At 66.8% G+C, this 12,542-nt stretch carries 11 protein-coding genes; 7 read left to right on the forward strand and 4 right to left on the reverse strand.

Annotation, left to right across the window (positions count from 1 at the left end; genetic code table 11):
- Positions 1 to 179 precede the first annotated feature (179 nt).
- The 3 genes from IEW01_RS10695 (at position 180) to IEW01_RS10705 (ending at position 4,480) form a co-directional block, all read left to right on the forward strand.
- Positions 180 to 1,832 carry an electron transfer flavoprotein-ubiquinone oxidoreductase gene (locus tag IEW01_RS10695; protein WP_188527623.1) on the forward strand — a complete coding sequence of 551 codons (1,653 nt, stop codon included), beginning with the start codon at positions 180 to 182 and terminating at the stop codon, positions 1,830 to 1,832.
- Between the two features lie 117 nt (positions 1,833 to 1,949).
- Positions 1,950 to 3,656 (forward strand): tetratricopeptide repeat protein, encoded by a 1,707-nt coding sequence (locus IEW01_RS10700; RefSeq protein ID WP_188527624.1) that lies wholly within the window; start codon positions 1,950 to 1,952, stop codon positions 3,654 to 3,656.
- Positions 3,653 to 4,480 (forward strand): 4-(cytidine 5'-diphospho)-2-C-methyl-D-erythritol kinase, encoded by an 828-nt coding sequence (locus IEW01_RS10705; RefSeq protein WP_188527625.1) that lies wholly within the window; start codon positions 3,653 to 3,655, stop codon positions 4,478 to 4,480. Before IEW01_RS10700 ends, IEW01_RS10705 begins: the two co-directional genes overlap by 4 nt.
- Positions 4,481 to 4,666: 186 nt before the next feature.
- Here the strand turns inward: IEW01_RS10705 and IEW01_RS10710 are convergent, their stop codons facing one another.
- The 4 genes from IEW01_RS10710 to IEW01_RS10725 all read right to left on the reverse strand — a co-directional run bounded on the left by IEW01_RS10710 (position 4,667) and on the right by IEW01_RS10725 (position 8,396).
- Entirely contained in the window at positions 4,667 to 4,972 is a 306-nt protein-coding gene (locus tag IEW01_RS10710) for a hypothetical protein (protein ID WP_188527626.1), read from the reverse strand.
- Positions 4,973 to 5,237: 265 nt separating this feature from the next.
- Positions 5,238 to 6,476, reverse strand: a complete 1,239-nt coding sequence (locus IEW01_RS10715; RefSeq protein WP_188527959.1) for a bifunctional folylpolyglutamate synthase/dihydrofolate synthase — start codon at positions 6,474 to 6,476, stop codon at positions 5,238 to 5,240.
- 32 nt (positions 6,477 to 6,508) lie between these two features.
- On the reverse strand, positions 6,509 to 7,447 hold the full coding sequence (gene accD, locus IEW01_RS10720; RefSeq protein ID WP_188527627.1) for an acetyl-CoA carboxylase, carboxyltransferase subunit beta: 939 nt from the start codon (positions 7,445 to 7,447) through the stop codon (positions 6,509 to 6,511).
- 28 nt (positions 7,448 to 7,475) lie between these two features.
- A complete protein-coding gene (locus IEW01_RS10725) occupies positions 7,476 to 8,396 on the reverse strand; it encodes a CPBP family intramembrane glutamic endopeptidase (protein ID WP_188527628.1) in 921 nt (306 codons plus the stop codon).
- 125 nt (positions 8,397 to 8,521) lie between these two features.
- Here IEW01_RS10725 and IEW01_RS10730 point away from each other — a divergent pair, with 125 nt between their 5' ends.
- The 4 genes from IEW01_RS10730 (at position 8,522) to IEW01_RS10745 (ending at position 12,510) form a co-directional block, all read left to right on the forward strand.
- Complete coding sequence (locus tag IEW01_RS10730; protein ID WP_188527629.1) at positions 8,522 to 9,211, forward strand: hypothetical protein; 690 nt, start codon at positions 8,522 to 8,524, stop codon at positions 9,209 to 9,211.
- Between the two features lie 57 nt (positions 9,212 to 9,268).
- Entirely contained in the window at positions 9,269 to 10,042 is a 774-nt protein-coding gene (locus tag IEW01_RS10735; RefSeq protein WP_188527630.1) for a DUF6478 family protein, read from the forward strand.
- Between the two features lie 9 nt (positions 10,043 to 10,051).
- Positions 10,052 to 10,423 (forward strand): hypothetical protein, encoded by a 372-nt coding sequence (locus IEW01_RS10740; protein ID WP_188527631.1) that lies wholly within the window; start codon positions 10,052 to 10,054, stop codon positions 10,421 to 10,423.
- A gap of 77 nt (positions 10,424 to 10,500) precedes the next feature.
- On the forward strand, positions 10,501 to 12,510 hold the full coding sequence (locus IEW01_RS10745; protein ID WP_188527632.1) for an NADPH-dependent 2,4-dienoyl-CoA reductase: 2,010 nt from the start codon (positions 10,501 to 10,503) through the stop codon (positions 12,508 to 12,510).
- Positions 12,511 to 12,542: the final 32 nt, after the last annotated feature.

Raw genomic sequence — 12,542 nt, forward strand, 5'->3', positions numbered from 1 at the left:
GTTGCGTTGCGCGGCGGCGCGCCGCGGCGTCGATGCACGCAGGCCCTGCCTCACCCCCGCGCCGGTTGGCTTCGGCGGCCGCGCGCGCCTTGCCGCGCTGCGGCAATATTCCGTGCCGTCGCAATTGACCCACCCCGGCCGGGCCGCTACCAAATGCCAAGTGTCCGAGGAGGGAAACCATGTCCGAGATTGAACGCGAGGCGATGGAAGTCGATGTGGTGATCGTGGGCGCGGGCCCCGCGGGGCTCTCGGCGGCGATCCGGCTCAAGCAGATCGACGCGGATCTGAACGTCGTCGTGCTCGAAAAGGGCTCGGAGGTGGGTGCGCATATCCTCTCGGGCGCGGTGCTCGACCCGGTCGGGCTCGACCGGCTGATCCCCGACTGGAAAGACAAGGGCGCGCCGGTGAAAACCGGGGTGACCGACGACGAATTCCTGATGCTGAGCGAAAGCGGGGGCTTTTCCATTCCCACCTGGCCGATGCCGCCGCTGATGTCGAACCACGGCGCCTATATCGTCTCGATGGGCAACGTGGCGCGCTGGCTCGGCGAGCAGGCCGAGGCGCTGGGGGTGGAGATCTACCCCGGCATGTCGTGCTCCGAACTGGTCTGCGACCCCGAGACCGGTGCGGTCAAGGGCGTGGTCGCCGGCGAGTTCGGCAAGAACCCCGATGGCACCCCCGGCCCGGCCTACGAACCGGGCATGGAGCTCCTGGGCAAATACGTGTTCCTCGCCGAGGGGGTGCGCGGTTCGCTCGCCAAGCAGGTGATGAGCAAGTTCGAGCTGTGCAAGGGCCGTGATCTGCCGAAGTTCGGCATCGGGATGAAAGAGATCTGGGAGATCGACCCGGCGAAGCACAAGGAAGGCACCGTCACCCACACCATGGGCTGGCCGCTCGGCAAGAACGCCTCCGGCGGCGGCTTCATCTACCATGCCGAGAACAACCAGCTTTTCCTCGGCCTCGTGGTGCACCTGAACTACCAGAACCCGCACCTGCATCCCTACATGGAATTCCAGCGGCTCAAGCACCACCCGAAGGTGGCCGAACTGCTCGAAGGCGGCAAGCGCGTGGCCTACGGCGCGCGGGCGATCTCGGCGGGCGGCTACCAGTCGATGCCCAAGGCCGCCTTTCCGGGCGGCGCGCTGCTCGGCGACAACGTGGGGCTGGTGAACTACGCCCGGATCAAGGGCAACCACAACGCGATGCTTTCGGGCATCGCGGCGGCCGAGGCGGCGGCCGAGGCGATCAAGGCCGGCCGCTCGGGCGACGTGCTGGAGGCCTACGAGAGCGAATTGCGCAGCGGCGACGTGGCGCGCGATCTCAAGCCGGTGCGCAACGTCAAGCCGCTGATGACCAAGCTCGGGCTCCGGCTCGGCCTGATGGTCTCCGGCTTCGACATGTGGTTTCAGACGATCTTCAAGACCTCGCTGTTCGGCACGCTGAAGCACGGCAAGTCCGACGCCGCGGCCACCGGGCTCGCGAAGGATTTCCCGAAGATCGACTATCCCAAGCCCGACGGCACGCTCAGCTTCGACCGGCTGACCAACGTGAGCTTCTCGGCCACCAACCACGAGGAAAGCCAGCCCTGCCACCTGATCCTGAAAGATCCCGAGCTGCCGATCGCGCTCAACCTGCCGGAGTTCGACGAGCCGGCGCAGCGCTATTGCCCGGCGGGGGTTTACGAAGTCGTCCAGAGCGAGGCCGGGCCGAAATTCCAGATCAACTTCCAGAACTGCGTGCACTGCAAGACCTGTGACATCAAGGATCCGCACCAGAACATCACCTGGACGGTGCCGCAGGGTGGCGACGGGCCGAATTATCCCAACATGTGAGGCGGGTTGCCACGGCCCGGCTTCACGCAACCGTCAGTGCGGCGATGCACGCGGCGCATTGAACCACCGCGCCCGTCCCATTAGGTTGCCGGTGACGCATTCGTGACGGAGCTTCCCTTGCCGCATTCCCGTATCGCCCGAGCGCTTGGCCTGTCCGTATTCGTGCTGGGGCTCGCAACCGCCCCGATGCGGGCGGATGACGGGCTGGCCGGGGCCTATCTCGCGGCGCGCTCCGCCGATCAAAACGCGGATTACGTGTCTGTTGTCGAGTATGGCACGCGGGCGCTCGCGGCCGATCCGGAAAACACCGGGCTGATGGAAGGGCTTATCATCGCCCAGATCGGGCTAGGCAGGATCGGCGACGCGGTGCCGGTGGCGCGCAGGCTCGACGGGCTGACCGAGGCCAACCAGGTTGCCGAACTCGTTCTGCTGGCCGATGCGATGCAGCGCGAAGACTGGGATGGCGTCGTGGCCCAGATCGAAGGCGGCGCCTCCGTCGGCGGATTCCTCGACCAGATGATCGAAGCGTGGGCGCTCATCGGCGCCGGCCAGATGAGCCGCGCACTCGCGCTGTTCGATGATCTGGCAAGTGATCCCGGCACCCGGCAGGCGGCCTTGATCCAGAAGGCGCTCGCGCTTGCGCTGGTGGGCGATCACGAAGGCTCGGCGCAGATTTTTTCGGGCGAGGAAGAAGTCTTGAACCTCAATCGCGCGGGCATCGTCGCCTATGCGCAGGTTCTGAGCCAGCTGGAGCGCAATCCCGATGCGGTCTCGCTTCTCGAAACGGCTTTTCCCGATACCAACGATGCCGAGCTCATCACCCTTCGCGATGAGCTTGCGGCGGGCAAACCGATCGCCTTCAACGCGGTCGCCGGCCCGCGCGAGGGGCTTGGGCACCTGTTCTACGAGGTTGCGGATTCGCTTGCGGGCGAAACAGATCCGGGGCTGGTTCTGATCTATGCCCGGATTGCGGAGTATCTTGAACCCACCACCATCGGCGCCACCCTGATCGCGGCGTCCGTGCTCGAGGAAATGGACAACCACGCGCTGGCGGCGGATGCCTATGCGACGGTGCCGGCGGATCACCAGGCCTATCCCCAGGCCCAACTCGGGCGCGCAACGGCGCTGCGCCGGATGAACCGGGTGGAAGAGGTGATCGCGGTGCTGAGCGATCTGGTCGCCGAGCGGCCTGAACTCGCCCTCGCCCATGCCGCGCTGGGCGATACCTATCGCTTCGAGCAACGCTTCGCCGAGGCGCAGCCCCATTACGACGCGGCCATCGCGCTCTACGACGAAGATCGTCCGGCGCAATGGTCGGTCTATTTCGCGCGCGGGATCACGTTCGAGCGGGCAGGGCGCTGGGACGAGGCGGAACGGGATTTCCGCAAGGCGCTGGAGCTGTTTCCCGATCAGCCCTCGGTTCTGAACTACCTGGGCTATTCCTACGTGGAACGGCGCGAAAACCTAGACGAGGCGCTCGACATGATCCAGCGTGCCGTCGCCGAACGGCCCTATGATGGCTATATCCGCGACAGTCTCGGCTGGGTCTACTACCGCCTCGGGCGCTACCAGGAAGCGGTCGAGGAAATGGAACGGGCGGTGGAGCTGATGCCGATCGACCCGGTGCTGAACGATCACCTTGGCGATACCTACTGGTCGGTCGGGCGTGTTCGCGAGGCGCGGTTCCAATGGAAACGCGCGCTTTCCTTCGTGACCGACGAAACCAATCTCGAAGAGCTCAAACCCGACCGTATCCGGCGCAAGCTTGAGGTCGGGCTCGACGTGGTGCTCGAAGAAGAAGGCGGGGAGCCGCTCACGCGATGATGACGAAAACCTTCGCCGCCGCCAAGATCAACCTCACCCTGCACGTGACCGGACAGCGGCCCGACGGCTATCACCTGCTCGACAGCCTGGTGATGTTCGCCGATGTCGGCGACCGGGTGCGCCTTGAGCCTGCCGACGCCATCTCGCTCGAGGTGAAGGGGCCCATGGCCGCAGGTGTGCCCGCCGACGCGTCCAACCTCGTCTGGAAGGCGGCGGCGCTCTACGATCTTCCGGTGGCGATCACGCTGGAAAAACATCTGCCCACGGCGGGCGGGCTTGGGGGTGGATCCTCCGATGCGGCGGCGACGCTGTTCGCCATGGTCGATCTCACCGGCAACACCACGATGCCCGAGGGCACGACCGGGCTTGGCGCCGACGTGCGGGTTTGCCTCGCGCGGCAGGCGGCGCGGATGCGCGGGATCGGCGAAGATGTGCAGCCGGTAGAGGGCGTGCCGGAACTGCACGCGGTTCTCGCCAACCCCGGCGTGGCAATGTCGACGCCCGAGGTGTTCGCGGCGCTGGACGAGAAGCAAAACGACCCGATGCCAAAGCGCATCCCGCGCTGGCGCGGGGCGTGGTCGGCGATCGACTGGATCTCGAAGCAGCGCAACGATCTGCAGGCGCCGGCGCTGAAGCTCGCGCCGGTGATCGGCGATGTGCTCGCGGCGCTCTCGGCCCTTCCGGGCGCGCGCATGGCGCGGATGTCGGGTTCGGGGGCGACCTGCTTCGCCCTGTTCGAAGACCGAGGCGAGGCCGACGCGGCGGCGGATGATCTCGCCGATGCCCACCCCGATTGGTGGGTCACGGCGGCCACGCTGCGCTGAGGCCGGTCGCGGCACAAGTTTTCGGCAAAATCGGCTCAGCCCGGACGCGACGGTTTTCCCGGCGCAACCCGGTGACGTTCCGGGGCGCGATGCGGGTGGGCCACAACGTGGTGGCATGTGTTGTGAAGGGCACGCTCCCGCCGTGGATCATGCCCTTCACCAACCGTTCCGGCGCCCGGCCGCCGATCATGCGCCGGGTGCTGCGGGCAACCGCTTCTCGCAGAAGCCGATGACCGGGAGTTTGCCCACCGTTTGCATCCCTTCCCCGGACGCTTTCGGGTGCATATGCGACGGGGGGCGGGAACGGGGAATTTTCCGAAATCCAGGCGCGACTGCCTGGTGAATGTTTTGAACTGGCGCGATCGTCACGGCTTTTGCGTTGTTATCGATCGTGCGAGTTCTGGTGTCGGGCGCGACGTGCACGTTTTGCGCGTTCATCCGTGATTTCGTGATCACAATATTGGAAAGCGCGCCCAGCAGCAGCCAAACCATTCACCGTTCCCTGATCCTGTCCTGCTCGACAGGTTGTTGCCGCGTTCCGGGTGGATGGCCCGGCCAACGAACTTATCAACATTTAGGCAGAAGTTCGCGAATTCGTCAATATGAAGGGTTGACCTCATCGGATTTCGCACTAAAGCGCAAAAAGTGAGTCGCGCCAATGGGTTGACTCCGTCAGGCCCGGCCGTCACCACCCCTCGGCCAAAAGTTTTTTTCGTGATCACAAATCTGAACGCGCGAAAAACCGCGCAAGGCCGCCTCAGCCGTTCTCGCGCAGCACGCGGCCGGCGAGGTAGAGCGAGCCGCAAATCAGGATGCGCGCGTTCGGTTCCTCGGCCGTAATCGCCGCAATGGCCTGGCCAAGATCGGCGGCCGTTCGGCTGTGATGTCCGGTGTCGGTGGCGATGCGGGCGGTCTCCTCGGCGGAGAGCGTGGCGGCTTCGCCGGGGATCGAGACCGCGGTGAGGCTCACAGCCTGCCCGGCGAGGGGGCGCATGAACCCGGCCACGTCCTTGGTGTTGAGCATGCCGCAAACCAGATGCGTGGGGCGCGGCGGCATGGTTTCGAGCACCCGCGCGAGCATTTCACCGGCCGCCGGGTTGTGCCCGCCGTCGAGCCAGAGCTCGGCCGCGCCTGCCGCTACGACGAGGGGCCCGCTGCGCAGCCGCTGCATCCGCGCGGGCCAGGTTGCATCGCGCATGGCCGCTTCGCAGGCGGCCTCCTCGAAGCCCAGCGCGCGCAGCGCCGCCAACGCGGCACCGGCGTTTTGCACCTGGTGGTCGCCGATCAGCGCGGGGCGCGGCAGGTCGACCAGCCCGGATTCGTCCTGAAACACCAGCCGCCCGCGCTCTTCCCACACCTGCCAATGCTGGCCATGGGCGAGCACCGGCGCGCCCAACCGGGCGGCCTGCCGTTCAATCACCTCGAGGGCCGCCTCCTGCTGCGGTCCCACCACCACCGGCACGCCCGGCTTGATGATGCCCGCCTTCTCGAAGGCGATCTTCTCGATCGTGTCGCCCAGAAACTGGGTATGGTCGATCGAGACCGGGGTGATCACGGTGATCGCCGGCTTTTTGATCACGTTGGTCGCGTCGAGCCGCCCGCCAAGCCCGACTTCGAGCAGGGTGTAGTCGGCGGGCGTTTCGGCGAAGGCGAGCAGGGCCGCCACCGTGGTGATCTCGAAATAGGTGATGCTCTCGCCACCGTTCGCGGTCTCGCAGCGGTCGAGCACCTGCGCGAGGTGGTCTTCCGAAATCAGATTGCCGGCAAGGCGGATGCGCTCGTGAAAGCGCGCGAGGTGCGGCGAGGTATAGGCGTGGGCGGTAAGCCCCCCGCCCTCGATCCCGGCGCGGATCATCGCCAGCGTCGAGCCCTTGCCGTTGGTGCCCGCGATATGCACAACAGGTGGCAGGCGCCGCTCGGGGTGGCCGACGGCCTCGAGCAGCCGCCAGACCCGGTCGAGCGTGAGGTCGATCACCTTGGGGTGAAGCGACATCATCCGGTCGAGGATGACGTCGGAATCGGGCCGACTCACTCTTTTTTCGCCTCTTTGGTCGACGGCTCTTTCGCCGGCGCGGGCAATGTCGTTTCCGGCGCCGGGAGGTCGCCGCGCACGGCGGGGCTCTGCTTGAGCAGCATCCGCAGGATCGTCACCAATTCGTCCTTGAGGTCCTTGCGGTGGCTCACCCGGTCGAGCATCCCGTGGTCGAGCAGGTATTCGGCGCGCTGGAAGCCCTCGGGCAGTTTTTCGCGGATGGTCTGCTCGATCACGCGCGGGCCGGCAAAGCAGATCAGCGCGTTAGGCTCGGCGATCTGAACGTCGCCCAGCATCGCATAGGAAGCCGTGACGCCGCCGGTGGTGGGATGGGTGAGCACCACGATGTAAGGCAGGCCCGCTTCCTTCACCATGTCGACGGCGACGGTGGTGCGCGGCATCTGCATCAGGCTGAGGATTCCCTCCTGCATCCGTGCGCCGCCGGCGGCGGAAAACAGCACGAACGGACGGCGGAGCGCCACGGCGCGTTCGGCCGCGGCGATGATCGCGTTGCCCACGTACATGCCCATCGAGCCGCCCATGAACGAGAAATCCTGCGCCGCGGCCACGATCGGGGTCCGCCCGATCTCACCCTCGGCCACCAGCATGGCTTCCTTTTCGCCGGTGGATTTCTGCGCGGCCTTGAGCCGGTCGGGGTAGCGCTTCTGGTCCTTGAAGTGCAGCGGATCGGTCACCGGTGTCGGCACCTCGACCTCGACAAAAATGCCACCATCGAACAACGCCTGGAAACGGTCGCGCGGGGTGATGGCCATGTGATGGTCGCAGGCGGTGCAGACGTGAAGGTTCTGCTCGAGCTCGCGGTGGAACAGCATCTGGCCGCACTCGGGACACTTGATCCAGAGGTTTTCGGGCACCTCGCGGCGCGAAAACAGCGAATTGATCCGGGGCCGGACGTAGTTGGAGATCCAGTTCATAAGACTTCCTCGGACTGACTGGCCCTACCTAAGCCGAGGGGCCGGTATTTGCAATCGGGCGATGGCGGTTCATCCAGCGCCACCAGGCGAGAAAAACGAGCGCGGTGACGAGCGTCTGGGTCAGGATCGAATAGGTCATGTAGCCCGAGGCCAGCGGCACCTCCGCCACGAACAGCGAGAAGCCTTCGAGCGAGCCGGAAATGCCGATCAGGGCGAGGGCCGCGTTGTTGCCGAAGTGCAGCCCCACCGCCGCGCCGAGATTGCCGGTGCGCAGGGTGATGAAGGCGGCGAGCGTGCCCATCACGGTAGCGTTGAGCACATAGGCCAGTGCGTTGGCCATGCCGTATACCCCGGGCTGGAAATGCAGCAGCCCAAAGACGAGTGAGGGCGCAACGCCCCAGACCAGCGCCGAGCGGAACCGGGCCCGCAACTGCTGCAGCAGGTAGCCGCGAAACAAGGCTTCCTCGGCGAAGACCTGCACGAAGATCAGCGCCAGCGCGGGCAGGAGCCCTGCCAGCCACGGCCAAAGCGGTGCGACCTGACGCAACTTCGGCGCGGCGCCTTCCGGCAGCAGGAGATGCTCGAGCCCCATCAGCGCGTAGAGCACGGTAGCGAGCCCCAGCATCACCCCCGCGCCGAGTGCCATGTGCCGGAGGTTCAGCCGCCGGGTGGGGCCGAACAGGCTTGTGTAGCCCCGCCGATGCAGCAAGGGCAGCACCAGCGCGAGACCGAGATGAAACCCGAGGAACCCGGCGAAAAACACCGCTGCCGCGGCCCAGGTGTTGCCCTGGGCGACGAGGCCGGGCGGCTGGCCGAGCAGCCATGCGCCGCCGAGGACAAGCACGAAGGAGGCCGCGAGCCAGATCGCCATGACGATCACAAACCCAAGCGCCGTGCGCCAGAGTTGAACCCGGGGCAGGGCCGGTTGCCAGAACGGGGGCTGGGTCATCGTGGTGCCTCATGGGTTGCGCCGGTTCCAGATTGCCGCCGCGGGCCGGCGCCGTCCAGCGGGTTGCGCCACACCGGGTGCTGACTTACTCCTAGACCAACGCATGACAAAGGGGGAGAGCAGGCGTGGCTGGCGTTGGATTGCGGGTTGCCTTGGGGTTCACGGTGATGCTGGCGGGCTGTTCCGATGGCGTGCGCGGGGCGTCCACCCAAAGCACGGCGCGCGGCACCCCGAGCGTGCAGGTCATGTCGAAATCCTTCACCATTTCAGGGCCAAGGGGGTTCTGCATCGACGAAGCCGCGATGCGGGAAACCGCTGCCGGAGCTTTCGTGATGCTGGGCAGTTGCGCCGCGATCTCGGGCAACAACCGCGATGCCAAGCCGAGAATACCGGCCGTGCTCACCGCCTCGGTGGCCGCGGCCGAAACGCCGCTCGATGACGCGGGGCTGGATCGGTTGGCGGCGTTCTTTGCGACCGATGAAGGCCGGTCGACCCTGGCGCGCAGCGAGGATGCTGAAGAGGTCGTGGTGCTCGAACTCTCGCGGGACGACAATCTGGTGCTCGTCCATGCCCGCGATGGCGCGCGCGCGGGCGACATGGCGGGCGACTACTGGCGCGGCGTGTTCTCCCTTGCCGGCCAGCTCGTCACCGTCACTGTCGCGGGCTTTCGCGCCGCGCCGCTCGACGAGACCGCGGGCACGAAACTCGCCCGAGACTTCGCCGAGGCGATCCGGCGCGCCAACAGGGCGCCTTCGGAGCGCACAGCGGTCGGCGGCGGCGGCGGATTGGCGGCGTTTTTCAATCGTTTGCTCTAAAGAAACCTTTTGTTTTAAGTATGGCAACAATCCTGGCTCCAAGGCGATTCCCTACCCATGGCAAATGGCACTTTCGGTTTTTCCGCCCGCCTGCTGCAGCGGCGCATGATGCGGCGCTGGGAGCGGATCGCGCGGCATGCCGCGCGGATGCGGCTGAGCGATCTGCGCCAGGTCCGTTTGCGGGCGCTGGAGATGCGCGCGTTGCTCGACCGGGTGATACACGTCGCTGACAGCCGGCTGACGCTTCCGTTGATCGGGTCCAAAGCGATCCAGAAGCCGCTCCATTCCGACTGGGCCTGGCGGCCGCCGCTCTGGCGCGGGCCGATCTCGCCGCCCGGGGTGGCGGCGGCGGAAACGAAAACGACCTTTGGCGACGATGTCACCCTGTTCCACGATTGCCGCATGTCGGAGCTGACGGTGCGACAGGTGCGTAACACGCGCGAGGCCGACCTTGCGCCTTACGGGCTGAAGATGGACGTGTTCAACTTCGACGGTTCCTTCCTCTCGCTCGTGATCGAACTGCCGAAAGGTGCGCTGGAGGGGCTCAAGCGCAAGCACCTCGTGCGGATGACCACGGTGGTCGAATCCGAAAACAATCTCGAGATTTTCGCCCGGCTCAACGTGCGCCACGGGCCGAACACCGAGCAACTGGTGCGTGAACTGCCGCTTGGCGAGAGCGAGGTCATGGTGGAATTCGATCTCGCCTATACCAAGCTCAACGAGAAGCGCGTGGAGGCGGCCTGGGTCGACCTGATCTTCGAGGGCGTGCGGATGAACCAGGTCATCCTGCGCGATGTGACCTTCAGTCGCCGTCCCCGCGCCGAGCTTTAGGAGAACACGATGCCGGATATCGAACTGACCAAGACGCGCATCCAGGCCGGGGTTTGGGAAGGGGTGCTCACCGGCGCGGAAACCCTGCCCGATCTCGAGGTGACGCATCTCGCCAAGCCGGTTGACGGGGCCACCGTGCGCGAAGATCCGGAGACGCCCAGCCAGTTCCTGGTGCGGGTTCCGATCCCGGTGGAGCTGCTGTCGGAGGGGGTGCAGACCTTCCTGATCACCGACAAATCCACCGATACCCGGCTTGCGGCCTTCACCATCGTCACCGGCCAGCCGCTCGACGAGGATTTCCGTGCCGAGATGGAGCTTCTGCGCGCTGAACTCGACATGCTCAAGAGGGCCTTCCGCCGCCACTGCGTCGCGACGATGTAGGCCGGCCGGGGCTGACGTGGCGTCGCGGGTGACGTGGCCGCGCGCGCGCCGCTAGGCTGCGGCCAAGGGAGAACGCCATGACCGAATACCCACACCTGCTCGCCCCGCTCGACCTGGGGTTCACGACCCTGCCAAACCGCGTTCTGATGGGCTCGATGCACACCGGGCTGGAAGAGCGCGGCGATTGGGAGCGGGTCGCGGCCTATTACGGCGCGCGGGCGCGGGGCGGTGCGGGCCTCATCGTCACCGGCGGGATCGCGCCGAACCCCGAGGGTGCGGTGTTCCCCGGTGCCTCGGCGATGATGACGGCGCAGGACGTGGCAAACCACCGGATCGTGACCGGGCGCGTGCACGCCGAGGGTGGCCGGATCGCGATGCAGATTCTCCATGCCGGGCGCTACGCCTACGGCAAGGATTGCGTCTCGGCTTCGGCGATCAAGTCACCGATCTCGCCCTTTGTGCCGCGCGCGCTCGACGAGGAAGGCATCGAGAAACAGATCGCCGATTTCGCCAATGCTGCGCGGCTCGCGCGCGAGGCGGGCTATAACGGCGTCGAGGTGATGGGGAGCGAGGGCTATTTCCTCAACCAGTTCCTCGTCACCAGAACCAACCAGCGCGAGGATCGCTGGGGCGGGTCTTACGAAAACCGCATGCGCCTGCCCGTCGAGGTTGTGCGGCGGGTGCGCGAGGCGGTGGGCGAGGATTTCATCCTGATCTATCGCCTTTCGATGATCGACCTCGTGCCCGAGGGCTCGACCTCCGACGAGGTGTTGCAACTGGCCAAGGCAGTGGAGGCGGCCGGGGCGACCATTCTCAACACCGGGATCGGCTGGCACGAGGCCCGCGTGCCCACCATCGCCACCAGCGTGCCGCGGGCGGCCTTCGCCTGGGTGACGAAGAAGCTGATGGGCAAGGTGGGCGTGCCGCTGATCACTTCGAACCGGATCAACAGCCCACAGGTGGCCGAGGAGCTGCTCGCGGGCGGTGCGGCCGACATGGTCTCATTGGCGCGGCCCTTCCTCGCCGATCCTGATTTCGTCGCCAAGGCGCAGACCGGGCGGGCCGACGAGATCGCCCCCTGCATCGCCTGCAACCAGGCCTGCCTCGATCACACTTTCGCAGGCAAGATCTCGACCTGCCTGGTGAACCCCCGTGCCGCTCATGAAACCGAGATCGTGCTCGACCCGGCGCAAACCGCCAGGCATATCGCCGTTGTCGGCGCCGGCCCCGCCGGGCTCGCGGCGGCGATCACCGCGGCGGAGCGCGGTCACCACGTCACCCTGTTCGACAAGGCGGGACGCGTGGGCGGGCAGTTGCACCTGGCCGCGACCATTCCCGGCAAGGAGGAATTCCAGGGGCTGATCGACTGGTTCGAAACGATGGTGGCGCGGCGCGGCGTCGAGACGCGGCTGGGCGTGGAAGCGGGCCTTGCCGACGTGGCCAACTACGACGCGGTGATCGTGGCCACCGGGGTTATCCCGCGTGATCCGGGCATCCCGGCAGAGCCCGGCGCGCGGGTGTTGTCCTACGTCGACGTGCTCACCGGCGCGGCGGTTGGCAATCGCGTGGCGATCGTCGGCGCGGGTGGCATCGGCTTCGACGTGGCGGAATTTCTGACCCACACGGGCGAGAGCCCGACGGAAAACCTCGACCTGTGGAAAGAGGAGTGGGGCGTGGGCGACCCGGCCCAAACGCGCGGCGGCCTGACCACGTCGCACCCGGCTACCAGCCCGCGCAAGGTGACCCTGCTGCAGCGCAAGGCCGGGGCGCTCGGCAAGGGCCTTGGCAAGACCACCGGTTGGATCCACCGCGCCAGCCTGCGCGCCAGGGGGGTCGAGACGCTGGGCGGTGTCGACTACCAGCGGATAGACGGCGCCGGGCTGCACGTGGCCACTGCCGAAGGGCCGCGACTTGTCGAGGCCGACACGGTGGTGATCTGCGCGGGGCAGGAAAGCGCGCGCGGCCTTGCCGACGCGCTGGCCGAGGCGGGCGTGCCGGTGCACGTGATCGGCGGTGCCGACGTGGCGGCCGAGCTCGACGCCAAGCGCGCCATCGACCAGGGCGTGCGGCTCGCGGCGACGCTCTGAGCGGCTCCCGGCACGTTTCCCACCCATAACCA

The organism is Sinisalibacter lacisalsi, assembly GCF_014640115.1.
Classification (GTDB): domain Bacteria; phylum Pseudomonadota; class Alphaproteobacteria; order Rhodobacterales; family Rhodobacteraceae; genus Sinisalibacter; species Sinisalibacter lacisalsi.

What these genes read in the sequence shown, in the direction of transcription:
- IEW01_RS10695 (WP_188527623.1), top strand. Translation starts at nt 180, where the DNA reads ATGTCCGAGATTGAACGCGAGGCGATGGAAGTCGATGTGGTGATCGTG.
- IEW01_RS10705 (WP_188527625.1), top strand. Translation starts at nt 3,653, where the DNA reads ATGATGACGAAAACCTTCGCCGCCGCCAAGATCAACCTCACCCTGCAC.
- IEW01_RS10710 (WP_188527626.1), bottom strand. Translation starts at nt 4,972, where the DNA reads ATGGTTTGGCTGCTGCTGGGCGCGCTTTCCAATATTGTGATCACGAAA.
- IEW01_RS10715 (WP_188527959.1), bottom strand. Translation starts at nt 6,476, where the DNA reads ATGATGTCGCTTCACCCCAAGGTGATCGACCTCACGCTCGACCGGGTC.
- accD (WP_188527627.1), bottom strand. Translation starts at nt 7,447, where the DNA reads ATGAACTGGATCTCCAACTACGTCCGGCCCCGGATCAATTCGCTGTTT.
- IEW01_RS10725 (WP_188527628.1), bottom strand. Translation starts at nt 8,396, where the DNA reads ATGACCCAGCCCCCGTTCTGGCAACCGGCCCTGCCCCGGGTTCAACTC.
- IEW01_RS10735 (WP_188527630.1), top strand. Translation starts at nt 9,269, where the DNA reads ATGGCAAATGGCACTTTCGGTTTTTCCGCCCGCCTGCTGCAGCGGCGC.
- IEW01_RS10740 (WP_188527631.1), top strand. Translation starts at nt 10,052, where the DNA reads ATGCCGGATATCGAACTGACCAAGACGCGCATCCAGGCCGGGGTTTGG.
- IEW01_RS10745 (WP_188527632.1), top strand. Translation starts at nt 10,501, where the DNA reads ATGACCGAATACCCACACCTGCTCGCCCCGCTCGACCTGGGGTTCACG.